The 22,677-nt window shown below is 70.9% G+C and carries 24 protein-coding genes and 1 riboswitch; of the genes, 12 read left to right on the forward strand and 12 right to left on the reverse strand.

Features of this window, described 5'->3' with window-relative positions; all coding sequences use genetic code 11:
• The first annotated feature begins 18 nt into the window (after nucleotides 1-18).
• Nucleotides 19-1,533 carry an NAD(P)/FAD-dependent oxidoreductase gene (locus AB0M62_RS04330; RefSeq protein WP_366072571.1) on the forward strand — a complete coding sequence of 505 codons (1,515 nt, stop codon included), beginning with the start codon at nucleotides 19-21 and terminating at the stop codon, nucleotides 1,531-1,533.
• A gap of 18 nt (nucleotides 1,534-1,551) precedes the next feature.
• Here the strand turns inward: AB0M62_RS04330 and AB0M62_RS04335 are convergent, their stop codons facing one another.
• The 5 genes from AB0M62_RS04335 to AB0M62_RS04355 all read right to left on the reverse strand — a co-directional run bounded on the left by AB0M62_RS04335 (nucleotide 1,552) and on the right by AB0M62_RS04355 (nucleotide 5,983).
• The gene (locus tag AB0M62_RS04335) at nucleotides 1,552-2,424 is read right to left on the reverse strand and encodes a hypothetical protein (protein ID WP_366072572.1); all 873 of its coding nucleotides are present in this window, start codon (nucleotides 2,422-2,424) and stop codon (nucleotides 1,552-1,554) included.
• A gap of 42 nt (nucleotides 2,425-2,466) precedes the next feature.
• Complete coding sequence (gene metF / locus AB0M62_RS04340) at nucleotides 2,467-3,384, reverse strand: methylenetetrahydrofolate reductase [NAD(P)H] (protein ID WP_366072573.1); 918 nt, start codon at nucleotides 3,382-3,384, stop codon at nucleotides 2,467-2,469.
• 99 nt (nucleotides 3,385-3,483) lie between these two features.
• A complete protein-coding gene (gene thiE / locus AB0M62_RS04345; RefSeq protein ID WP_366072574.1) occupies nucleotides 3,484-4,134 on the reverse strand; it encodes a thiamine phosphate synthase in 651 nt (216 codons plus the stop codon).
• Between the two features lie 71 nt (nucleotides 4,135-4,205).
• Nucleotides 4,206-4,571, reverse strand: a complete 366-nt coding sequence (locus tag AB0M62_RS04350; protein WP_366072576.1) for an Rv2175c family DNA-binding protein — start codon at nucleotides 4,569-4,571, stop codon at nucleotides 4,206-4,208.
• Between the two features lie 98 nt (nucleotides 4,572-4,669).
• Nucleotides 4,670-5,983, reverse strand: coding sequence for an FAD-dependent oxidoreductase (locus AB0M62_RS04355; protein ID WP_366072577.1), 1,314 nt, complete (start codon nucleotides 5,981-5,983; stop codon nucleotides 4,670-4,672).
• A gap of 106 nt (nucleotides 5,984-6,089) precedes the next feature.
• Nucleotides 6,090-6,203, forward strand: a riboswitch (TPP riboswitch).
• Between AB0M62_RS04355 and thiO the strand changes: the two genes are divergently transcribed.
• The 5 genes from thiO (at nucleotide 6,201) to AB0M62_RS04380 (ending at nucleotide 11,332) form a co-directional block, all read left to right on the forward strand.
• Nucleotides 6,201-7,379 (forward strand): glycine oxidase ThiO, encoded by a 1,179-nt coding sequence (gene thiO, locus AB0M62_RS04360; protein WP_366072578.1) that lies wholly within the window; start codon nucleotides 6,201-6,203, stop codon nucleotides 7,377-7,379. (Overlaps the previous riboswitch by 3 nt.)
• Nucleotides 7,376-7,630, forward strand: a complete 255-nt coding sequence (gene thiS, locus AB0M62_RS04365) for a sulfur carrier protein ThiS (protein ID WP_366072579.1) — start codon at nucleotides 7,376-7,378, stop codon at nucleotides 7,628-7,630. Before thiO ends, thiS begins: the two co-directional genes overlap by 4 nt.
• Before the next feature lie 5 nt (nucleotides 7,631-7,635).
• A complete protein-coding gene (locus AB0M62_RS04370; RefSeq protein ID WP_366072580.1) occupies nucleotides 7,636-8,430 on the forward strand; it encodes a thiazole synthase in 795 nt (264 codons plus the stop codon).
• Between the two features lie 104 nt (nucleotides 8,431-8,534).
• On the forward strand, nucleotides 8,535-10,472 hold the full coding sequence (pknB, locus tag AB0M62_RS04375) for a Stk1 family PASTA domain-containing Ser/Thr kinase (RefSeq protein ID WP_366072581.1): 1,938 nt from the start codon (nucleotides 8,535-8,537) through the stop codon (nucleotides 10,470-10,472).
• A gap of 5 nt (nucleotides 10,473-10,477) precedes the next feature.
• Complete coding sequence (locus AB0M62_RS04380) at nucleotides 10,478-11,332, forward strand: deoxyribonuclease IV (RefSeq protein ID WP_366072582.1); 855 nt, start codon at nucleotides 10,478-10,480, stop codon at nucleotides 11,330-11,332.
• Between the two features lie 130 nt (nucleotides 11,333-11,462).
• Here the strand turns inward: AB0M62_RS04380 and AB0M62_RS04385 are convergent, their stop codons facing one another.
• Nucleotides 11,463-12,086 (reverse strand): sulfite oxidase-like oxidoreductase, encoded by a 624-nt coding sequence (locus AB0M62_RS04385; protein WP_366072583.1) that lies wholly within the window; start codon nucleotides 12,084-12,086, stop codon nucleotides 11,463-11,465.
• Between the two features lie 155 nt (nucleotides 12,087-12,241).
• Between AB0M62_RS04385 and bfr the strand changes: the two genes are divergently transcribed.
• Entirely contained in the window at nucleotides 12,242-12,721 is a 480-nt protein-coding gene (gene bfr / locus AB0M62_RS04390; protein WP_366072584.1) for a bacterioferritin, read from the forward strand.
• 4 nt (nucleotides 12,722-12,725) lie between these two features.
• On the opposite strand, the gene AB0M62_RS04395 is transcribed toward bfr, so the two are convergent.
• The 3 genes from AB0M62_RS04395 to AB0M62_RS04405 all read right to left on the reverse strand — a co-directional run bounded on the left by AB0M62_RS04395 (nucleotide 12,726) and on the right by AB0M62_RS04405 (nucleotide 14,963).
• Entirely contained in the window at nucleotides 12,726-12,986 is a 261-nt protein-coding gene (locus AB0M62_RS04395) for a (2Fe-2S)-binding protein (RefSeq protein WP_366072585.1), read from the reverse strand.
• A gap of 149 nt (nucleotides 12,987-13,135) precedes the next feature.
• The gene (locus tag AB0M62_RS04400; protein WP_366072586.1) at nucleotides 13,136-14,488 is read right to left on the reverse strand and encodes a class II 3-deoxy-7-phosphoheptulonate synthase; all 1,353 of its coding nucleotides are present in this window, start codon (nucleotides 14,486-14,488) and stop codon (nucleotides 13,136-13,138) included.
• A gap of 64 nt (nucleotides 14,489-14,552) precedes the next feature.
• On the reverse strand, nucleotides 14,553-14,963 hold the full coding sequence (locus AB0M62_RS04405) for an ATP-binding protein (RefSeq protein WP_366072588.1): 411 nt from the start codon (nucleotides 14,961-14,963) through the stop codon (nucleotides 14,553-14,555).
• A gap of 91 nt (nucleotides 14,964-15,054) precedes the next feature.
• Between AB0M62_RS04405 and AB0M62_RS04410 the strand changes: the two genes are divergently transcribed.
• The 5 genes from AB0M62_RS04410 to AB0M62_RS04430 all read left to right on the forward strand — a co-directional run bounded on the left by AB0M62_RS04410 (nucleotide 15,055) and on the right by AB0M62_RS04430 (nucleotide 19,257).
• A complete protein-coding gene (locus AB0M62_RS04410) occupies nucleotides 15,055-15,903 on the forward strand; it encodes a helix-turn-helix transcriptional regulator (RefSeq protein ID WP_366072589.1) in 849 nt (282 codons plus the stop codon).
• The gene (locus tag AB0M62_RS04415) at nucleotides 15,863-16,138 is read left to right on the forward strand and encodes a DUF397 domain-containing protein (protein ID WP_366072590.1); all 276 of its coding nucleotides are present in this window, start codon (nucleotides 15,863-15,865) and stop codon (nucleotides 16,136-16,138) included. Before AB0M62_RS04410 ends, AB0M62_RS04415 begins: the two co-directional genes overlap by 41 nt.
• A gap of 151 nt (nucleotides 16,139-16,289) precedes the next feature.
• Nucleotides 16,290-17,117, forward strand: a complete 828-nt coding sequence (locus AB0M62_RS04420; RefSeq protein ID WP_366072591.1) for a hypothetical protein — start codon at nucleotides 16,290-16,292, stop codon at nucleotides 17,115-17,117.
• Nucleotides 17,118-17,138: 21 nt separating this feature from the next.
• Complete coding sequence (locus tag AB0M62_RS04425; RefSeq protein WP_078513512.1) at nucleotides 17,139-17,195, forward strand: trp operon leader peptide; 57 nt, start codon at nucleotides 17,139-17,141, stop codon at nucleotides 17,193-17,195.
• Between the two features lie 97 nt (nucleotides 17,196-17,292).
• The gene (locus AB0M62_RS04430; protein ID WP_366072592.1) at nucleotides 17,293-19,257 is read left to right on the forward strand and encodes an anthranilate synthase family protein; all 1,965 of its coding nucleotides are present in this window, start codon (nucleotides 17,293-17,295) and stop codon (nucleotides 19,255-19,257) included.
• A gap of 334 nt (nucleotides 19,258-19,591) precedes the next feature.
• Here AB0M62_RS04430 and AB0M62_RS04435 read toward each other — a convergent pair whose 3' ends face one another.
• The 3 genes from AB0M62_RS04435 to AB0M62_RS04445 all read right to left on the reverse strand — a co-directional run bounded on the left by AB0M62_RS04435 (nucleotide 19,592) and on the right by AB0M62_RS04445 (nucleotide 22,649).
• Nucleotides 19,592-20,620, reverse strand: coding sequence for a 6-phosphofructokinase (locus AB0M62_RS04435; RefSeq protein ID WP_366072593.1), 1,029 nt, complete (start codon nucleotides 20,618-20,620; stop codon nucleotides 19,592-19,594).
• A 134-nt stretch (nucleotides 20,621-20,754) separates the two neighbouring features.
• Complete coding sequence (locus AB0M62_RS04440; protein ID WP_366072594.1) at nucleotides 20,755-21,426, reverse strand: response regulator transcription factor; 672 nt, start codon at nucleotides 21,424-21,426, stop codon at nucleotides 20,755-20,757.
• Nucleotides 21,423-22,649 (reverse strand): DUF5931 domain-containing protein, encoded by a 1,227-nt coding sequence (locus AB0M62_RS04445; RefSeq protein ID WP_366072595.1) that lies wholly within the window; start codon nucleotides 22,647-22,649, stop codon nucleotides 21,423-21,425. Before AB0M62_RS04445 ends, AB0M62_RS04440 begins: the two co-directional genes overlap by 4 nt.
• Nucleotides 22,650-22,677: the final 28 nt, after the last annotated feature.

A 22,677-nucleotide genomic window follows, 5' to 3' on the forward strand; every position in this document is an offset into this window, starting at 1 on the left:
GCCGATAGGGTCGCTTACATGGCACGTATTGCGGTGATCGGCGCCGGGATGGGCGCGATGGCGGCGGCCGCCCGGCTGGCCGTGGCAGGCCACCGGGTGACGGTGTACGAGCGCTCCGGCACCTACGGCGGCTCGGTCGGCCGGTTCGAGCGGGAGGGCTTCGCGTTCGACACCGGGCCCGGGCTGCTCCATCTGCCCGCCGTCTACCGCGACTTGTTCGTCAAGACGGGCAAGGAGCCGCTGGAGCGGTGCGTGGAGCTGACTCAGGTGGATCCGGCCTGCCGGCACGTCTTCGCCGACGGCACGGAGGTGTTGTTGCCCAACGCATCGCGCGGAGGTGTCGTTTCCGCGCTGGACGAGGCGCTGGGCGCGGGCGCCGGGGAGCGCTGGAGTGCCTGCCTGGGCCGCGCGCGGGACGCCTGGGACGCGACCCGCAGGCCGCTCCTGGAGGAGCCGCTGCGAACGGACCGGCATGCGCTGGGCCGTGATCCGTATCCGGCGGTGCGCGGGAGCGGGCTGCTGCGGCGGCGTCCGCCGACGCTCGCCGAAGTGGCGCACCGCGAGCTGGGTGATCCCCGGCTGGTGGCGGTCCTGGAGAGCAGTGTGCTGGCGTACGGCCTCGATCCGCGCGGCACGCCGGCCGCGGCGGCGGTGCTCCCGTACATGGAGCACACCTTCGGCAGTTGGTACGTACGCGGCGGCATCCGGGCGCTGGCGCAGGCGGTGTACGAGCGCTGCCTGGCCCGCGGGGTCGAATTCGCGTTCGGCACCGAGGTGACGGGCGTCCGGGAGAAGGACGGCCGTGCGGCGGGCGTGGAACTGGCCGGGGGTACAGCAGCGGTTGCCGAGGCGGACTTCGTCGTCTCGGGCGCTCCCGTCCCTGCCCTGTACAAGGATCATGTACTGGCCTGGGAGTCCTCCGACGAATGGCCCCACTGGCAGGCGGGCCCCGCGACCGGCAGGTTCGTGATGTGCCTGGCCCTGCGTGGGCGCCGGCCCGAGGAGGCGGTACACCGCACCGTGGTGCACTCGGCCGACCGTTCCGCTGAACTGGGCGCGGTCTTCGACGGCCGCTTGTACGGGCGTCCGACGGTGACGGTGCTGCGCCCGGACGATCCCACCCTCCACCCCGAGGGGCACGAGTCGGTCACGCTGACCACTGTCGTCCCGGCCGGCCACCTGCGGTCTGTGGACAGCCTGTGGAGCGATCCTCATGTGACCGGGCGCTTCGCGGACCAGGTCCTTCAGGTGGCGGCCGCGGCCGTGCCCGGCCTGAGCGAGCGGCTGCTGTGGCACGAGGTGCGGACCCCGGACGACACCCTGCGGGAGACGGGTCTGCGCCAGGTGCCGTCGCCGGCACTGGCGGGGGCGCGGGGCGACTATCTGCCCGCCGACAACCGGTCACCCCTCCCGGGGCTGCTCTTCGCCGGCGGCTTCTCGCACCCCGGCGGCGGGCTGGCGCATGCCGGGATGTCGGGGGCGCTGGTCGCCGGGCTGATCGTGGAGGGGGGCGGCTTCCGCGGGTCGCGGTAGGGGCGCGGAGGCCCGGACTCAGTACCGGTACTGCTCGTTGTAGTCGCCCGTGTCCCGGCCCTCGGTCCGGTCGTCGTGCTGACCGTTCTGGTACGGGTAGCTCTGCTCGTCGCCTGCGGCGTACGGCTGCTCGCCGTCACGCTGCTGCGGTACCCACACGCCGCCCGGCGGGGTCTCGCCGTACTGCTGCTGGGCGTACGGGTCGGCGTACTGCTGCTGGCCCGTGCCGTAGTCGTACGGGGTGTACTGCTGGGTTCCGATGTACGGGTCGGAGTAGGCGGCGTACTGCTGCTGGCCGGTCCCGTAGTCGTACTGGTAGGCGTCCTGGTTCTGGCCCTGCCCCTGGTTCTGGCCGTGCGGGTCGTAGTAGCCGGCGTAGGCCGAGGCGTTGGCGTCATAGCCGCCCTGTTCGGTCTGCGCGGCCGTCGCGAACGCCGAGTCCCGGTATATCCCGTACTGCCCGGTCTCGTCCGGCAGCGGCTGCGGCTCGTACACGTCCGCCGGCTCCCCGAGCTCCGCCTCCGGAGCGGGCCCGGCCCCGGGCACCGGCTCGTAGGCGAGGTCCGAGACCTCCAGCGTGGGCTCTGGCCGTGCGGTGGGTTCACCGCCGGACCTTCGCCGCCGGCTCGCCCCGGGACTGCCGCCGATCGCCCAGCCCGTCGAGAAACCGCGGCGGAAGGAGAGCGTGACGTACGTCTGGCCGATCGCGAAGGCGATGGCGCCGACCCCGATGACGATCACGGAGGCCAGCAGCACGCCGACGACGACACCGAGGAAGCCGAAGAAGGCGAGCAGCCGCCAGCGCAGCCGCGCCTTGTACTGCAGCAGCACCTCTCCCAGCAGCCACAGCGCGACGAATCCGAACGCGATGTAGAGGACCGTCCAGCCCATGTACGCCCCTCTCCTACGGCCGCTGCCCTTGGGCACGGCCCGTCAGGCCCGCTGGTGCAGGCCCAGATTCTCGTAGATTTCGAGCGTCGCCGTGGAGTGGTTGAGCGTAATGAAGTGAAGCCCGGGGATGTCCTCCGCCATCAACCGCGCGCACAACTCCGTGGCGTACTCGATCCCGACCGAGCGTACAGCGGCCGGGTCGTCCTTGACAGCGAGGATCCTGTCTGCGAGCTCGGGCGGGAACGCGGCATTGCTGAGCTGGGCAAACCGCTCGATCTGCCGGACGTTCGTGACCGGCATGATCTCCGGGATGATCGGCGTCGTGCAGCCCGCGGCGGCCACTCGGTCGCGCAGCCGCAGATAGTCCTCGGCGTAGAAGAACATCTGCGTGATGGCGAAATCAGCCCCGGCACGGCACTTGTCCACGAAGTGGCGGACGTCCGTGTCCCAGTCCGTGGACCGCGGGTGCATCTCCGGGTAGGCGGCGACGCCCACACAGAAGTCGCCCGACTCCTTGATGAGCCGGACCAGTTCCGCGGCGTACGTCACACCCTCCGGGTGCGGCACCCACTCGCCCAGCGGGTCACCGGGCGGGTCACCTCGAAGCGCCAGCATGTTCCGGATGCCGGCGTCCGCGTACTGCCCGATGACGTTGCGCAGTTCGGCGAGCGAGTGGTTGACGGCGGTGAGGTGGGCGACCGGGGTGAGCGTGGTGTCGGTCGCGATGCGTTCGGTGGCGCGGACCGTGCCCTCACGTGAGGTGCCGCCCGCTCCGTATGTCACGGAGACGAAGGTCGGCGCGACGGCCTCGATGCGGCGGATGGCATTCCACAGCGTCCGCTCACCCTTCTCGGTTTTGGGGGCTGCGAACTCGAAGGAATACGACTGCTTGCCGGATGCAAGCAGGTCACGGACTGTGCGTGCACGGTCCGTCCTGGTGGAAGCGGTGCCTAGGGCCATACGGGAAGGTTAGCCAGGGTCACCCGCAGCCCCAAGAATTCAGGCTGATATGCACGGTTTGTCGGCTTTCCGTCCACCTGTTGGACATACGTGAGACGGCTACGCGCTCCGCGCCGCGACCCGCTTGGCGAGCTCCGCCGCCGCCGCGCCCGGGTCCTCCGCCTCGGTGATCGCCCGCACGACGACGACCCGCCGGGCGCCCGCGTCCAGCACCTCGTCCAGGTTCCCCGCGTCGATCCCGCCGATCGCGAACCAGGGCCGGTCCTGGCGGAGCGAGGCCGCGTACCGCACGAGGCCGAGACCGGGCGCGTACCGCCCCGGCTTGGTCGGGGTGGGCCAGCAGGGGCCCGTGCAGAAGTAGTCCACGCCGGGCTCCGCGGCCGCCGCGTCCACCTCGGACTCGGCGTGCGTGGAACGGCCGATCAGTACGTCGGGGCCGAGGATCGCGCGCGCGGCCGGGACCGGGAGGTCGCCCTGCCCCAGGTGCAGCACCTCGGAGCCGACGGCGTGGGCGACGTCGGCGCGGTCGTTCACGGAGAGCAGCTTGCCGTGCCGGCGGCAGGCGTCGGCGAAGGCCTGGAGGTGTTCCAGCTCCTCGCCGGCCTCCATCCCCTTGTCGCGCAACTGCACGATGTCCACGCCGGAGGACAGCACGGCGTCGAGGAACTGGGGAAGGTCGCCCTGGCGCTTGCGCGCGTCCGTGCACAGGTACAGCCGGGCGTCGGACAGCAGTGCGCGTGCGGTGGACATGGAGACGTTCCCCCCGTGGCGGGCGGTGTACGGACCGGGGGCCGGCCCGCACACCGCGGGTGTCGGATCAGTCAGACGGCGAGCGCCTGGGCGCGGCGCTTCACCTCCGTGCCGCGATTCTCGCTCAGGGCCTGCGCGGGCGTGCCCGGCAGGGTCGGGTCGGGGGTGAAGAGCCACTCCAGCATCTCTGCGTCGCTGTAGCCGTCGTCCCTCAGGAGCGTCAGGGTCCCCGCGAGGCCCTTGACGACCTTGTTGCCGTCGACAAAGGCGGCGGGCACCTGAAGCGCCCGGTTCTCACCACGGCGCACCGCGATCAGCTGGCCCTCCTTGACCAGCTGCCGGACGCGCGTCACCTCGACATCGAGCATTTCCGCGATGTCGGGCAGGTGGAGCCAGGCGGGGACGAGAGCATCGATCTTTGCGTCAATCTCGGTCACGGGACAAGCCTGCCATCCCGGACTGACAGTGGGTAGCCAGGGAGGGCGGACGGGGCGTCGCAGCGGGGGTCGCAGGTGTCGCCACGCCCTCGCGAGCATCAGCGAACGGCGGACTTAAGCGGTACGGACGGGTCGGCGGCACGCTCCGGATCGAGCCGCAGCCCGGCCTCGATCAGCCTGCGCCCCTGGGCGAGGTCACGCGGGCGGCCCACGGCGAGCAGAGCGACGAACACGCCGTCCCGCAGCCAGCAGACCGACCAGGCGGCCCCGGCGGGATCCCCGCGCCACAGCATCGTGTCGGCGGCGCCGTGATGGCCGGCGTACTGCACGAACCTGCCGAACTGCTCCGACCAGAAGTACGGGACGGGGTCGTAGACCTCCGGCACACCGCCGGTCGCATCCGCGAGGATGTTGGCGGCGACCGTCCGCGGCCCCTGGAGTGCGTTGTCCCAGTGGTGGACGAGCAGCCGCTCGCCGTAGCGCGCGGACGGGAAGGAGGCGCAGTCCCCCACGGCGTACACATCGGGCAGCGAGGTGCGCAGCCGCTCGTCGGCGGTGACGGAACCGTCCGGCCCGAGCGCGATGCCCGATCCGGCCAGCCAGCCGGTCGCGGGCCGGGCACCGATACCCACGACCACGGCTCCGGCGGCGAGCCGGGTCTCCCCCTCCGGCCCTCCCGCCGTCCCAGCGTCCGGACCGCCGCCCGCCTCTCCGTCCGGCCCTTCGGGACGCGGGGGCGGTGTTGCTCCCGCCGCGAGGACCACCGAGCCCGGCTCGATACGCGCGACCCGCACCCCGGTGAGCAGACGTGCGCCGCTGTCCGCGTACCAGCCGGCCATGGGAGCGGCGACCTCGGCGGGCAGCGCACCGGCGAGCGGCCGGTCTGCCGCTTCCACGACGGTCACCGCGCAGCCGGCCTCCCGGGCCGCCGTCGCGAACTCCGCACCGATCCAGCCCGCCCCGACGACCACGATCTCGTGCTGCTCGGCGAGCACCGGCCGCAGCCGCTCCGCGTCGTCGAGGGTGCGCAGCAGATGGACCCCGGGCACTCCCTCGCCGCCCGGCAGTGTGACCGGTTCCGCGCCGGTGGCGATGACCAGCACGTCGTACGGCACCGGCCCGGCCGGGGTGTCGATCTCGTGCGCCGCCGCACGCAGGCGGGTCACCTCACGCCCGAGCCGGAGCTCGATGGCCAGCGCCTCGAAGTCCACGTCGAACGCGGATCCCTCCGCCTTGCCCAGCAATACCGCCTTGGAAAGCGGAGGCCGGTCGTACGGCTGGTGCGGCTCGGCTCCCAGCAGGACGACCGACCCGGTGAAACCCAGTTCGCGCAGGGCCACGGCGGTCTGCACACCTGCCATTCCGGCTCCGACGACGACGATGCGCTGCTCTGCCTGCCTCTGCTCGCTCACCCGATCACCTTACGCATCTGACGAAACGTCAGGAAGGGGGGCTCCCCACCGCACCGTGAGCGGCTCCCTTACTGCGCGCTGACCCCGGGGGTTAGTCTGGCCGACGAAAACCACTCGCGGGAGTCCGGACGCACCGGGCTGAGAGGGAGGCTGGGACGGCCTCCGACCGTACGAACCTGATCCGGGTCATGCCGGCGAAGGGAGGGGCTGGACGCCCATGCACGCATCTTGGAAGGGATCCGACGTCCTGGTCATCGGGGGCGGGATCATCGGTCTGGTCACGGCTTGGCGGGCGGCTCTCGGCGGGCTGCGCACCGCCGTGGCCGACCCGGATCCGGGCGGCGGAGCCGCCCAGGTCGCGGCCGGCATGCTCGCCGCCGTCACCGAACTCCACTACGGCGAGGAGACCCTCCTCGGGCTCAACCTGGCCTCCGCGCAGCGCTACCCGGGGTTCGCGGCCGAACTCGCCGAGGCGAGCGGCCAGGACATCGGCTTCCGGGCCTGCGGCACGCTCGCCGTGGCGCTCGACGCCGACGACCGGGCGCATCTCCGCGAACTCCATGCCCTCCAGAGGCGCTGCGGGCTCGAGTCGGAGTGGCTCACCGGCCGCGAGTGCCGTCGCCTGGAACCGATGCTCGCGCCCGGTGTGCGCGGGGGCCTCCGTGTGGACGGCGACCACCAGGTCGACCCGCGCCGGCTCGCGGCCGCCCTCCTGACCGCGTGCGAGCGGGCCGGGGTGGTCTTCCACCGCGTCTCGGTCGCGCGCCTGACGGTGGCGGGCGACCGGGCCCGCGGGGCTGTGCTCTCCGACCGCACCGAGCTCGGCGCCGACCAGGTGGTCCTCGCTGCGGGCAGCCACAGTGGCCGACTGGACGGGGTACCGGCCGAGGTGCTGCCGCCAGTACGTCCCGTCAAGGGCCAGGTCCTGCGGCTGACGGTGCCCCGCCCGTACGCCCCGTTCCTCACCCGGACCGTACGGGCCGTCGTCCGCGGCAGCGACGTCTACCTGGTTCCGCGCGCGAACGGCGAGCTGGTCGTCGGCGCGACCAGCGAGGAACTCGGCTGGGACACGACCGTCACGGCCGGTGGTGTGTACGAGCTCCTGCGCGACGCCCACGAGCTGGTGCCGGGCATCACCGAACTCCCGCTGACCGAGACCAGGGCGGGCCTGCGCCCCGGCTCCCCCGACAACGCGCCGCTGCTCGGCCCCACCGCCCTCCCCGGCCTGCACCTGGCGACCGGGCACTTCCGCAACGGTGTGCTGCTGACGCCGGTCACCGGCGAGGTGATGGCCGCCGTACTGGCCACCGGCGAGCTTCCCGAGATCGCACGCCCTTTCAGCCCCCTCCGATTCTCACCCGCCCCGTCTCCCGTGCGTCAGGAGCAGCCCGTATGACCACGCCTTCGAACGCCGCCCCTTCGAAGACCGCAGGCGTGACGGAGCCCGTGCACGTGTCCGTGAACGGCGAGCCCCGTGACCTCCCCGCCGGAACCACACTCGACGCGCTCGTCTCGGCCCTCACCCAGGCCCGCTCCGGAGTAGCCGCCGCCGTCAACGAGACCGTCGTCCCGCGCGGGCAGTGGCCCGCCACCGCACTCGGCGACGGCGACCGCGTCGAGGTCCTCACCGCAGTCCAGGGGGGCTGACCGCCATGGCCGACGACCTTCTCACCCTCGGCGACACCACGTTCTCCTCCCGGCTGATCATGGGAACGGGCGGCGCGCCCAGCCTCGATGCGCTCGAACGCTCCCTCGCCGCGTCGGGCACCGAACTGACGACCGTCGCGATGCGCCGCCTCGACCCGGGCGTGCAGGGCTCCGTCCTGTCCGTACTGGAGAAGCTCTCGATCCGCGTCTTGCCGAACACGGCGGGCTGCTTCACCGCCGGGGAGGCCGTACTCACCGCCCGGCTGGCCCGTGAGGCGCTCGGCACCGACTGGATCAAGCTGGAGGTCGTGGCCGACGAGCGCACGCTCCTCCCCGACCCGGTCGAGCTGCTGGACGCGGCGGAGATCCTGGTCGACGACGGCTTCACGGTCCTGCCGTACACGAACGACGACCCGGTGCTCGCTCGCAGGCTGGAGGACGTCGGGTGTGCGGCGATCATGCCGCTCGGCTCCCCCATCGGCTCCGGCCTGGGCATCCGCAACCCGCACAACTTCCAGCTGATCACGGAGCGCGCGACCGTCCCGGTGATCCTCGACGCCGGCGCCGGCACCGCGTCCGACGCCGCGTTCGCCATGGAGCTCGGCTGCGCGGCGGTGATGCTGGCCTCGGCGGTCACCCGCGCTCAGAAGCCGGTCCTGATGGCGGAGGCGATGCGGCACGCGGTGGAGGCGGGCCGCCTCGCGTACCGGGCGGGCCGGATTCCGCGCCGGCACTTCGCGGAGGCGTCCTCACCGGTGGCGGGCATGGCGGCACTGGACCCGGAGCGGCCCGCGTTCTGAGCGGGCCGTCCACGCCGCAAGGGGGTGTCACAGGTCCGCTTCATTCCTGCGGCAGGCCTGTGCACCCGGTCAGGCGTCCCGGCGGCCGCTCGTAGACTCTCTGCGTGGATACGACCCTTCAGGACCCCCTCGTCGGGCACGTGCTCGACGGCCGCTACCGCATCGACGCGCGCATCGCCGTCGGCGGCATGGCCACGGTCTACCGGGCCGTGGACATTCGCCTCGACCGCGTCCTCGCGCTGAAGGTGATGCACCCGGCGCTGGCCGCCGACGCGTCGTTCGTGGACCGGTTCATCCGCGAGGCCAAGTCCGTGGCCCGGCTCTCCCACCCCAATGTGGTGGGGGTGTACGACCAGGGCACGGACGGGTCGTACGTCTATCTGGCCATGGAGTACATCGCCGGCTGCACCCTGCGTGACGTGCTGCGCGAGCGCGGCGCACTCCAGCCCCGCGCGGCTCTCGACATCCTGGAGCCGGTCCTTGCGGCCCTCGGAGCCGCACACCGGGCCGGGTTCGTGCATCGCGACATGAAGCCGGAGAACGTCCTGATAGGGGACGACGGCCGGGTCAAGGTCGCCGACTTCGGTTTGGTCCGGGCCGTGGACACGGTGACGAGCACCACCGGCTCCGTCCTCGGAACCGTCTCCTATCTCGCCCCCGAGCAGATCGAGAACGGCGCCACGGACACCCGGGTCGACGTCTACGCCTGTGGCGTCGTCCTGTACGAGATGCTGACCGGCGCCAAGCCGCACACCGGCGGCAGCCCCGCCCAGGTGCTCTACCAGCATCTGCACGAGGACGTGCCCGCGCCCTCGGCCATCGTTCCCGGACTGCCCTTCGAGCTGGACGAACTGGTCACGAGCGCCACGGCCCGCACCCCCGCCATGCGTCCGCACGACGCGGTGGCGCTGCTCGGCCGGACCCGGGCGACGCGCGCGGCGCTGACCGACGAGCAGCTCGACGCCGTGCCCCCGCAGGCCCGGGCCGAGGGGCATGACGCCTCGGAGGACCGTACGAGCGTGATTCCCCGGGCCGTACGGGTCCAGGGGAGCCGAGCGGCCGGGTCTGTCCCCGACGACGGCGTCAGCCACACCAGCCGGCTGGAGATGCCGCCCGCCGGGCCTCCCGGGCCGGCGGCGCCGGCGGGCCGCCGTCCGCGGCGCGCGATGATCGCCGTCGTCACGGCGGTACTGCTGGCCCTGGGCCTGGGCGCCGGTGTGTGGTACATCAACTCCGGGCAGTTCACCCGCGTCCCGAGCCTCCTCGGCCAGACCGAGCAGGAGGCCAGGAAGCGGCTCGTCGGCGCCGGGCTGGACGTCAAGGCGGTCAAGCGGGGGTTCAGCGACTCGTTCGCGCGCGGCACGGTGATGAACAGCGATCCCGCATCCGGCGCGCGCATCCGTGGCAACGACTCGGTGACGCTGACCATCTCGCGGGGGCCTGAGATCGTGAAGGTGCCTGACGTCACGGGTGAGCCGCTGGCCCGCGCGAAGCGTGAGCTGCAGGACACGGGCCTGGCCGCGGGCATCGTGAGCCGGGAGTTCAGCGAAGAGGTCCCGCAGGGCTCGGTCATCCGTACGGACCCGGACGCCGGGGCGAAGCGCAAGCCCGACTCGGCCGTGGCGCTGGTCGTGAGCAAGGGCTCCCCGGTGGAGGTGCCGGGGGTCGTGGGCGAAACGGTCGACGACGCGAAGGCCGGGCTGGAGGACGCCGGCTTCAAGGTGGAGATCGCCGCCGGGCAGGTCAACTCTGCGGAGAAGCAGGGCACCGTGGCCAAGCAGTCCACAGCGGAAGGCAGCGAGGCCGCGCGGGGTGACACCATCACCCTGACCGTCTCGAAGGGCCCGCGGATGCTGCCGGTCCCGGACGTCACCGGGCAGAGCGTCGACGACGCGAAGAGCGAGCTGGAGTCGGCCGGGTTCGAGGTCAAGGTGGACCGCCCGTTCCTCTCCTTCAGCGACACCATTGAGCGCCAGTCGGCCGAGGGCGGCTCACAGGCCCCCGAGGGCAGCACGATCACCATCAGGACCAAGGGGCTTTAGAACACATGCGCAATCCTGTCGGCGGCCACGTTCCGGTGGCCGGGGGCCTCGCCTCGACCGGTCTCGCCTATGCCCGTGATATGGGCGCGGAAACCGTGCAGGTCTTCGTCGCCAACCCGCGCGGCTGGGCGACGCCGACCGGAAACCCCGCCCAGGACGCGCAGTTCCGGGCGGTCTGCGCCGCCGAGGGGATACCCGCGTACGTCCACGCGCCATATCTCATCAACTTCGGCTCGCACACCGAGGCCACGGTGGAGAAGTCGGTGGAATCCCTGCGGCACTCGCTGCGACGCGGCCGGGAGATCGGCGCGCTCGGCGTCGTGGTGCACACCGGCTCGGCGACCGGCGGCCGCCCGCGTGCCGAGGCACTCGCGCAGGTACGCACGCACCTGCTGCCGCTGCTCGACGACCTGACCCACGACGACGATCCGCAGCTGCTGCTCGAGTCGACAGCCGGCCAGGGCTTCTCACTCTGCTCGCGGACCTGGGACTTCGGCCCGTACTTCGAGGCGCTGGACTCCCACCCCAAGCTGGGGGTCTGTCTCGACACCTGCCACATCTTCGCCGCGGGTCACGATCTGGCGGGCCCCGGCGGGATGAAGCAGACACTGGACCTGTTGGTCGACACGGTCGGCGAGGGCCGGCTAGGGCTGATCCACGCCAACGACTCCAAGGACGTGATCGGTGCGCACAAGGACCGGCACGAGAACATCGGCGCGGGGCACATAGGCGAAGAGCCGTTCCGTGAGCTGTTCTCGCACCCGGCGACCGAGGGCGTACCGCTGATCATCGAGACCCCGGGCGGCAAGGAGGGCCATACGGCCGATGTGGCCCGCCTGAAGGAGTTGCGCGAGTTCTGAGGAGCGGCGAACGCCAGGGCATGGGAGTACCCACCGAGCACGACGCCCACGTCGGCCGCGGCGAGGGCCGTGCGGTGGTCCACCGGTACCACCACTGAGCGGCTCCGGGACGCGGAGGCGGCTCCGGGACTCAGAGCTCGGGGCCGTCCCCGGGCCCTTCCTGGTAGGAGTAGCGCTGCTCGCGCCAGGGGTCGCCGACGTTGTGATAGCCGCGCTCCTCCCAGAAGCCGCGGCGGTCCGCCGTCATGTACTCGATGCCGCGGACCCACTTCGGGCCCTTCCAGGCATACAGATGCGGCACGACGAGCCGCAGCGGAAAACCGTGCTCGGCGGTCAGCGGCTCACCACCCTTGTGGGTGGCGAAGACGGTCCGCTCCGCCGTGAAGTCCGCGAGCCGGAGGTTGGAGCTGAAGCCGTACTCGGCCCAGACCATGACATGGGTGACGTTCTCCGCGGGCGGCGCGAGCTCCAGGACCGTACGGGCGAGCACACCACCCCATTCGGCTCCGAGCATGCTGAACTTCGTCACGCAGTGCAGATCGGCGACGACCGTGGAGAACGGCAGGGCCGAGAATTCCTCGTGGTTCCAGCAGTGTTTGTCCCCGTCGACCGTGGCACCGAATACCCTGAACTCCCAGCGGTCCGGCTTGAACTTGGGAACAGGCCCGTAGTGGGTGACTGGCCAGCCGCGCTGCAACCGTTGCCCCGGCGGAAGCTCCTGCTGCTCCGATACGCGGCTTTCCGGCTGACCCATGACTCCATGGTGACAGACCGGGCAGGGTGGTCCTGACCAGGTCTGGCCCGATTCGGGCAACTCCTACTAAGCATGCACTTACTGGACTCGCCAGGGTGACGGTGCAAGGATTCGCGGCAACCTGCCCAGTTACACGTCTGGAAGGAGCCGCTGCGATGCAGGGCGACCCCGAGGTCATCGAGTTCCTCAACGAGCAGCTGACCGCCGAGCTCACGGCGATCAACCAGTACTTCCTGCACGCGAAGATGCAGGAGAACTTCGGCTGGACGAAGCTCGCGAAATACACGCGGCACGAGTCGTTCGATGAGATGAAGCATGCGGAGGTGCTCACCGACCGCATCCTCTTCCTCGAGGGGCTGCCGAACTACCAGCGGCTCTTCCACGTCCGGGTGGGGCAGACCGTCACGGAGATGTTCCAGGCGGACCGGCAGGTCGAGGTCGAGGCGATCGACCGGCTCAGGCGCGGCATCGAGGTCATGCGGGCCAAGGGCGACATCACGTCCGCCAACATCTTCGAGACCATCCTCGCGGACGAGGAGCACCACATCGACTATCTCGACACCCAGCTGGAGCTGGTCGAGAAGCTCGGAGAGGCGCTCTACCTCGCACAGCTGATCGAGCAGCCGGAGGGCTAGGCGGTTAGGCGGCCTCGTTCAGACCGGCCTCGGCGCTCGGGGCGTCCGCGGCCAGTACGGCGGGACTGCCCTGATCGAGCAGCTCACGGCGGGGGCAGGCGCCGCGGCCGAGAATGCCCTGAATGCGGCGCACGCACGAGCCGCAGTCGGTGCCGGCCTTGGAGACCGACGCGATCTGGCGGGGGGTGCACGCACCCGCGTCCGCGTGTTCCTTGACCTGCTTCTCCGTGATGCCGAAGCACGAGCAGACGTACACGCGGTTCACCTCCCGGCGGGAATCGATTGGCGGCGCCCTTCCCGATGATCGGTGAGGCTAACCTAACCTTACCCGGCGAGACCGCCAGGCAAAAGCCCCGGAAACGACGGTGGGGCGCGGATCACATGGATCCGCGCCCCACCGTTGTCGATCGCTCACTACTGGTCGCGGTACATCTCCGCCACCAGGAACGCCAGGTCGAGCGACTGGCTGCGGTTGAGCCGCGGGTCACACGCCGTCTCGTAGCGCTGGTGCAGGTCGTCGACGAAGATCTCGTCGCCGCCGCCCACGCACTCCGTGACGTCGTCGCCGGTCAGCTCGACATGGATGCCGCCCGGGTGGGTGCCGAGTCCCTTGTGGACCTCGAAGAATCCCTTCACCTCGTCGAGCACGTCGTCGAAGCGACGGGTCTTGTGGCCCGAGGCGGCCTCGAAGGTGTTGCCGTGCATCGGGTCGGTCACCCACGCCACCGTGGCACCGGAGGCGGTGACCTTCTCGACCAGCTCGGGAAGCTTGTCCCGGACCTTGTCGGCGCCCATACGGACGATGAAGGTCAGCCGGCCCGGCTCGCGGTCCGGGTCGAGCTTGTCGATGTACTGCAGCGCCTCGTCGACCGTGGTCGTCGGGCCGAGCTTGATCCCGATCGGGTTGCGGATCTGCGACGCGAACTCGATGTGCGCCCCGTCCAGCTGACGGGTCCGCTCACCGATCCAGACCATGTGGCCGGACACGTCGTACAGGCTGCCGGTCCGCGAGTCGACGCGGGTGAGCGCCGACTCGTAGTCGAGGAGCAGCGCCTCGTGGGAGGCGTAGAACTCGACGGTACGGAACTCGGCCGGGTCGGTGCCCGCGGCCTTCATGAAGTTCAGCGCGTTGTCGATCTCGCGCGCGAGCTGCTCGTAGCGCTGCCCGGACGGGGACGACCTTACGAAGTCCTGGTTCCAGGCATGCACCTGGCGCAGGTCGGCGTAGCCGCCGGTGGTGAAGGCGCGGACCAGGTTGAGCGTCGCGGCGGACGCGTTGTACATCCGCTTCAGGCGCTCGGGGTCCGGGATCCGGGCCTTTTCGGTGAAGTCGAAGCCGTTGACGGAGTCGCCCCGGTACGTGGGCAGAGTGACCCCGTCACGGGTCTCGGTGGGCTTGGAGCGCGGCTTGCTGTACTGGCCGGCGATCCGCCCCACCTTCACGACGGGCACGGATGCCGCGTAGGTGAGGACCGCGCCCATCTGGAGCAGGGTCTTGAGCTTGTTGCGGATGTGGTCGGCCGACACGCCGTCGAAGGCCTCGGCGCAGTCACCGCCCTGAAGAAGGAACGCCTCGCCCTTGGCGACGGCTCCCAGTCGGGCGCGCAGCTGATCGCACTCGCCCGCGAAGACGAGCGGCGGATACGACTCGAGGTCCGCGATCGCATCGCGCAGAGCCTCGGCATCGGGGTACTCGGGCTGCTGCGCCGCGGGAAGGTCTCGCCAGGTGTTGCCACCGGTAGCGGTGGTCTTAGCGTTCACGGTCACCTCGTCAACATTACGTGGTCCCTGGGGGCGTCCACCCCTGCGCCCGAAGAATGAGACGGCGCGATCACTTCTTGAGCTCGAACCATACGCACTTCCCACCGCCCACCGGGTCCGGTTCCACATCCCAGGCGTCCGTCACCGCCTCCAGCAGCGCAAGCCCCCGCCCGCCCTCGTCCCACGCGCCCGCACCAACCACGGCGGGCAGGCCGGGGCCGCCGTCGTTAACCTCCACCCGGATCCCGGTCTCCCGCCGCAGCACCCGCGCCGTACACCGCCGGTCGGGCACGTGCCGGATCACGTTAGTGAGCAGTTCGGTGAGCGCGAGCTCGGCGGCGTCGGTCAGCGCCGCCATGTCCCAGAGCCGGAGATACGCCCGGACGACGCGGCGGAGGTGCCCGGGCGAGTGGTCGCCGACGGTGAGGCTGATCCGGTACTGGCGGGGCGGGTACTCGGTGGGCCCGTAAATGAGGTTCACACCACAAGGTTGTAGTGCGGCGACTACTCTGAGCTATGACGCGAAGCCAACTCACGCCGGAGTGACGTTCCTTGAGCAAGGGGGAGCTCCCATGGCCAACATCAAGGCTCTCGACCCCGGAGCCTCGCCGCTCCACTACTTCGGTGCGGAGTTACGCCGCCTGCGGGACTCGGCCGGCCTCACGCTGGAGCAGCTCGGGAAGATCGTGTTCCTCACGGGCTCGATGATCGGGCAGATCGAGACGGCCACGAAGACGCCGAAGGACGAGCACATCCCGCGACTGGACGCGGCGCTGGGGGCGGACGGAGCGCTGGTGCGGGTGTGGGAACTGGCGAAACGGAGCCGGTTGCCGGGGTGGTACCAGCGGATCGCGGCGATGGAGGCGACCTGCACCAAGATCTGCGTCTTCCAGGCGCAGCTCGTGCACGGCCTGCTGCAGACGGAGGGATACGCGCGCGCGGTGCTCGGTGTCGTGCGCCAGAACGATCTCGACAGCAAGGTCGAGGCCCGGCTCGACCGTCAGCGAATCCTGAAACGCGGGGATCCGCCGCTGCTGTGGGTGGTGCTGGACGAGGCGGTGCTGCGCCGGGAGATCGGCGGCCGGGAGGTGATGCGGAACCAACTGGTCCGCTTGTTGGATTACCGGGACACGGACGAGGTGCAGATCCAGGTGCTGCCGTTCGCGGCGGGTGTCCACACCGGCCTGATGGGCTCGTTCGAAATGTTCCACTTCGAGGATCAGGCGGACGTGGCATACATGGAGGGCTACGAAGAAGGCTGGGCGACCGCCAACCCGAGGGAGGTCAAGGCCCGTTCGCTTCGTTACGATCTCTTGCGGGCCTCCGCGCTGTCCCCCGGAGAGTCGGCCGAACTGATCGCCCGCGTCATGGAGGAGCGATATGAGCAGCATCTTGAGCCCGGCCCTCGTCCAGTGGCGTAAGTCGAGCTACAGCGGCGACACCGGCGGCTCATGCGTGGAGTGCGCGCCACTGGGCGGCGCCCAGTGGCGTAAGTCGAGCTACAGCGACGACAAGGGCGGCGAGTGCGTCGAGGTCGCGCCCTTGGACGGCGGCGTCGCGATCCGGGACTCGAAGCGGCCCGACGGGCCCGTGCTCACCGTCTCTCCCGCGGCCTTCGCGATCTTCGTCACGGCCACCGCAGCACCACTCAGCTAGACCATCGACGGGCCAAGTGCGTATCGGAATTACGTACTGCCACCGATGTGGCATTGCACGCGTCTGGACAGAACACATGCATGACGACGCCGCACACCGTTGACGGACGCCGAAGAACCCCAAGCTCGCCCCGGGAGGCGGAGGGCCCGGCGTGCTTCAGCCGCTGAGGGCGGGCAGCGCCCTCCTCGTGGCGAGCGCGCTGCTCGCTGCCGGCTGCTCCGGCGGCGACGGCGGCGCCTCGGCCGCCGAGCCTCCCGCGGCCACCACCACCGCCGCCCCGGTCACACCGACGGAGTCACCCTCCCCTCCGTACCCGACCGCAGCGAAGGGGTGCCACCCCAACCGGGCGTGGACGCCGAAAGAGGCCGTCGAGTGGGTGAGGCTGGAGGCGGAGCCCCCCGCCGACAACACCACCGCGGAGAAGGGGGTCAGAATCCGCCGGGCTCTGCCGGGCTACGACGGACCGCTGTGCGAACCGGTCACGATCCAGGTGGAGTTCTGGCGGCTCACGTACGGCGCTGCGGACGGCCGGCCGCAGCGGACCCCCGATCCAACGGAACCACCTGCCGACTACTACTTCGACATGGCCTCTGTGAAGCGCACCCAACTGCGCATCGACGGGCGGCAGGAGCACCTCGTCCCGCTGCCGGACAAGCTCTACGCCGCCGACCGCAGTGTGTGCGTCGGGGCCCTGGTCGCCGTGTACGTCGGCAAGCCCCTCACCGTCAAGGAACTGCCCGAGCACATCAGCACCGGCGGTTACATCGACAACGTGGAATTCAGGAGCGAGCGAGTGGCAGAGGACGAGGTCCTGCCGCCGACCGCACCACAGGTCTGCAGCCCCGAGGGGAAGCCGACGGCCGACCCGGCCGAGGTGCCGACGTCCCCGGCAGTGCCCGATCCGCTCTACCCCACGGGGAGACCCTCCTTCGACTTCGACGACCTCATCCTCCCCAGCCCGGACTTCAGTCAGGGCTGACCTATCGGTTAAGGTCGTCGCATGTTCGCGCAGACGACCCAGAACTGGTGGTGGACCGCTCATCCGGCGGCCCACTGATCGCGCCCACTCACCGAACTGACGCGAAGGCCGCCCCGAGGGGCGGCCTTTCTGCATGTCACGGGCCGTTCCTCCCTCTCGGAAGGAACAACCGCAGATGCTCATCCAGCGACTGATGGACGACGACTGCCCGCCGTTCGCCCTGCTCCGCCGCCGGACGCCGGGACGTGACCACGACGCCGTGGAGGTGCTGGTCGGCGCGGTTCACGAGGCCGAGCGCCTCGCGGACATCCCGATCGGCGACAAGGGCACATTGGCCCTCGTACCGTTCCGGCAGATCCGGGAGCGCGGCTTCGACGTGCGCGACGACGGAACTCCGCTGAGCGTGCTGGTCGCCGAGGAGGCGTACGAGCTGCCGCTCGCCGAGGTGCTGACTGCCCTGCCCTCCCACGACGTACGGGTCGAGGGTGGCGCGTTCGACGTAGCCGACGAGGAGTACGCCGGGATCGTCGAGCGGGTCATCCAGAACGAGATCGGGCAGGGCGAGGGCGCGAACTTCGTCATCCGGCGGACGTTCGAGGGGCGGATCCCGGGCTACGGGAGAGCCGACGCGCTCGCTCTGTTCCGGCGGCTGCTGGCCGGGGAACGGGGCGCGTACTGGACGTATGTCGTGCACACCGGCGAGCGCACGCTCGCCGGGGCGAGCCCCGAGGTGCATGTGCGGATGTCCGGCGGGACGGTCGTGATGAACCCGATCAGCGGGACGTACCGATATCCGGACGAGGGGCCGACCGTGGAAGCGCTGCTGAAGTTCCTCGGGGACCGCAAGGAGACCGAGGAACTCTCCATGGTCGTCGACGAGGAACTCAAGATGATGTGCACGGTCGGCGACATGGGCGGGGTAGTGGTCGGGCCCCGGCTGAAGGAGATGTCCCACCTCGCGCACACGGAGTACGAGTTGCGGGGACGTTCGTCCCTGGACGTCCGGGAGGTGCTGAGAGAGACGATGTTCGCGGCGACCGTGACCGGCTCGCCGGTACAGAACGCCTGCCGGGTCATCGAACGGTACGAGCCCCTCGGGCGGGACGGTGTCGGGCGCGGCTACTACGCGGGGGCGCTCGCCCTGCTCGGGCGGGACGCGAACGGCGCGCAGACACTCGATTCACCGATCCTGATCCGCACCGCGGACATCGACCCGGCCGGTGGGCTGCGGGTACCGGTCGGGGCGACGCTCGTACGCCACTCCGATCCGGCGAGCGAGGTCGCCGAGACGCATGCCAAGGCGGCGGGTGTGCTGGCCGCGCTCGGCGTCCGGGCCGGTCGGCCGGAGGACGAGGCCGTACGTCCGCGGCTCGCGGACGATCCGCGGGTGCGGGCCGCACTGGACGCCCGGCGGGCGGACCTGGCGCCGTTCTGGCTGCGGATGCAGTCGCGGTCCGCGGAGCTGAGCGGGCACGCCCTGGTGATCGACGGCGAGGACACGTTCACCGCGATGCTGGCGCACATGCTGCGCTCGACCGGGCTCCGGGTGACGGTACGCAGGTACGACGAGCCGGGGCTGCGGGAGGCCGCGCTGCGGCATGAGGGGCCGGTGGTGCTCGGCCCGGGACCGGGCGATCCGGGTGACGTGTCGGATCCCAAGATGCGGCTGCTGCGGGGACTGGCGGCGGAGCTGCTGCGCGGGCACGAGCACGGGCTGCTGGGCGTGTGCCTGGGGCACGAGCTGATGGCGGCCGAGCTGGGCCTGCCGATCGTGCGGAAGGGTGAGCCCGCGCAGGGCGCGCAGACGGTGGTCGATCTCTTCGGGCGGGAGGAGACCGTCGGGTTCTACAACACGTTCACCGCGAACTGTGACGAGGAGGCGGCGGACGAACTGGCTCTGCACGGGGTCGAGGTCAGCCGTGCCCCAGCGACGGGTGAGGTGCACGCGCTGCGCGGGGCGCATGGGTTCGCGGGCGTGCAGTTCCACCCCGAATCGGTGCTGACGCTGCGCGGCTCGGCGATCGTCGCCGGGCTGCTTGCATGGGTCACGCGCCCGACGGCCGCACGGGTCGAGCCTGTACGGAAGGCGACCGGGCCTGGATTGGCTGGTCCGCAGACCGGGGTGGTCGGTCTGCGGTAGCAAGCCGCTCGGGAAGGCGGCCGCCCGGCCGGTGGTCCGGGTCGGCCGCAGGCCGGTGAGCCGGCGGGGGCGTGGCAGGCCGCGGCGGACCCTTCGTAAATCCGGGTCCGCGGCTGTCAGCCCGCGGCCGCGAGTCGCGACGCGACGGCTCGCACGGGGTGCCCGGCTGAAATTTCCCCGCTCAGGAGAGAAGAGCACCTGCTGACGCCCGAGCGGCCCTCGGACGCGCCCTGACACCCCCGTCCGGCGAAGGGTCCCGGCCCCGGCCGGGAGCCTTCGCCGGACGGACCGTGTCCGGACTTCCGGCTGACACGGACGTCGGCCGGCGTCCGTGTCAGCCGAAGAAGACGCCGACCTCCGTGTACAGCTCCGGGTCGACCGTCTTCAGCTTCGCCGTCGCCTCGGCGATCGGTACGCGCACGATGTCCGTGCCGCGCAGGGCCACCATCTTTCCGAAGTCGCCGTCCCGCACGGCCTCGATGGCGTGCAGCCCGAAGCGTGTGGCCAGCCAGCGGTCGAAGGCGCTCGGCGTGCCGCCGCGCTGGACGTGGCCGAGGACCGTGGTGCGGGCCTCCTTGCCGGTCCGCTTCTCGATCTCCTTGGCCAGCCACTCGCCGACGCCGGAGAGCCTGACGTGCCCGAACGAGTCGAGAGTTCCGTCCTTGAGGACCATCTCGCCGTCCTTGGGCATCGCACCCTCGGCGACCACGACGATCGGCGCGTAACTCGCCTTGAACCGGGAGGTGACCCAGGCGCACACCTGGTCGACGTCGAAGCGCTGCTCCGGGATGAGGATGACGTTGGCGCCGCCGGCCAGCCCGGAGTGCAGAGCGATCCAGCCGGCATGACGGCCCATCACCTCCACGACGAGCACCCGCATGTGCGACTCGGCGGTGGTGTGGAGGCGGTCGATGGCCTCGGTGGCGATGCCGACGGCCGTGTCGAAACCGAAGGTGTAGTCCGTGGCGGACAGGTCGTTGTCGATGGTCTTTGGTACGCCGACGCAGTTGACGCCGTACTCGTCGGAGAGCCGCGCCGCCACCCCGAGGGTGTCCTCGCCGCCGATCGCGATCAGCGCGTCGACGTCCCGCTTGACGAGGTTCTCCTTGATCAGGCGGACGCCGTTCTCCTGCTTGAGGGGATTCGTGCGCGAGGAGCCGAGGATGGTTCCACCGCGGGGCAGGATGCCGCGCACCGCGGGGATGTCGAGCGGCACCGTGTCACCTTCGAGGGGGCCGCGCCAGCCGTCCCGGAAGCCGACGAAGTCGTACCCGTACTCCTGGACGCCCTTGCGGACGACGCCCCGGATGACCGCATTGAGCCCGGGGCAGTCGCCGCCCCCGGTCAGCACTCCGACCCGCATGGAATTCTCCCTTCGCCACATTGACCCTTGTGACGGCCACGCTAATGGTGATCCAGGTCACTCCGGGACACAGCGAACAGTCAATTCCGGTGAACAATGGGGGAGTTGAAGATCAATATTCACTCGTACGGGGACTACGCGTCGTCGAGTCCGCGCTCTATCGCGTACCTGACGAGCTCCACCCGGTTGTGCAACTGGAGCTTGCCCAAGGTGTTCTGCACGTGGTTCTGCACGGTGCGGTGCGAGATGACCAGGCGCTCGGCCACCTGCTTGTACGAGAGCCCCTTGGCGACCAGCCGCAGCACCTCGGTCTCCCGCTCGGTGAGCTGCGGTGCCTTCGGCTCGTCCGGGGCGGCCGGCGCCGGGTCGGACGCGAGCCGCCGGTACTCACCCAGCACCAGCCCGGCGAGGCCCGGGGTGAACACCGGGTCCCCGACGGCCGTGCGCCGGACGGCATCGACGAGCTCTTCCGTACTGGCGGACTTCAGGAGATAGCCGGTGGCACCGGACTTCACCGCCTCCAGCACGTCCGCGTGCTCACCACTGGCGGAGAGGACGAGGACACGCAGCGCAGGATTGGCCCCGACCAGCTCCTTGCACACCTGGACGCCCGGCATTCCGGGCAGATTCAGGTCCAGCACCAGCACATCCGGATCGGCCGCCCGCGCCCTGCGGACCGCCTGGGGGCCGTCGCCGGCGGTGGCGACCACGTCACAGCCGGCGGCGGCAAGGTCGCGGGCGACCGCGTCCCGCCACATCGGGTGGTCGTCGACCACCATCACCTTGATCGTCCGCTGCTCGCTCATCCTGCCGCCTTCCCCCGTGGAACCTGACGTGGAACCTTCAACTCGACCTCTGTGCCCTGCCCCGGAACCGAAACCAGTTCGGCGGTGCCGCCCAGATCCCGCAGCCGCCCCCGGATCGACTGGGCGACGCCGAGGCGCCCCTCCCCCTCGGCCTGGGCGAGCCGGCCCGCCGGGATGCCGGGCCCGTCGTCCCGTACGGTCACGATCACCACGTCCGGCTCGTCCTCGACCAGGATCCAGGCCTGGGCTTCCGCGCCGGCATGCCTGCGGACATTGTCCAGGGCGGCACTGACAGCCGCGGCCAGCTCCTTGGCGGCGGCAGGCGCCAGCAGCACCGGAGCCCCGGGCTCCGAGAAGCACACCCGGGACGCGGCGTGCGGGGCCAGCAGGGTCCGCAGATCGCACGCCTGGTCGCGGAGCTCCTCGTCGTCCGCCTCGACCGCACGGACCACCGCGCCCCGGGAGACGTCCTCCGACGCGTACGTCGTGGGAACCAGTCCGCTGGAGACCAGAGTGCGCAGGGCGACCTCCTGCTCCCCCGCCAGCCGCCCCAGCTCCGCGGCCTCGCCGCCCAGCGCGGTGCCGCGCCGCTGCACCATGGCGAGCACCTGGAGCACGCTGTCGTGGATGTCGCGGGCCAGCCGTTCCCGCTCGCGCGTCGCGGCCTCGATCTCCAGGGCACGGGCAAGCGTGGCCTCACTGGCACGGGCCACCTCGACGACGTAGCCGATGGCGATGGACGCGACCCAGACCAGGAGGACGTTGTGGAAGGTGTCCCGGCCGGGATGGCCGCGCTCCAGGATGTTGGCGACGGCGACGAGGGAGGACGCGAAGCCCGCCCAGCGCCAGCCGCCCTTGATCGCGTACGCCAGCACCGAGCCCGCGGTCCATATCGACGGCAGCGTGGGGCCGTCGAACTGCTGTGCGTGGATGTCGGCGAGCGGCGTGAGCAGGATGCCGGTGAGTGCGACCGCGAGGTCGACGACGAGGAAGCGCTTGGTGCAGCTCCTCGCGTTCGCCACCTTGGGCAGCGTGGCCAGCGTCCAGACGGCAAGGAAGGAGAGGAAGCCGATGGCCACCCACGGGCGCTCGAACGTGTCGCGGGCGAACACGAAGAGCAGCACCGCGTAGATCATCGTCAGCACGCGGTACCCGGTCAGGGCGCGCCACAGCGGCTGCTCCACCGACATACGCACCACGCGCTCGCGCCGGACCCCCTTCACCCCTGCCCCCACCCCCGGACGGGCCCGG

It is taken from the genome of Streptomyces sp. NPDC051219, from assembly GCF_040682335.1.
Classification (GTDB): Bacteria; Actinomycetota; Actinomycetes; order Streptomycetales; family Streptomycetaceae; genus Streptomyces.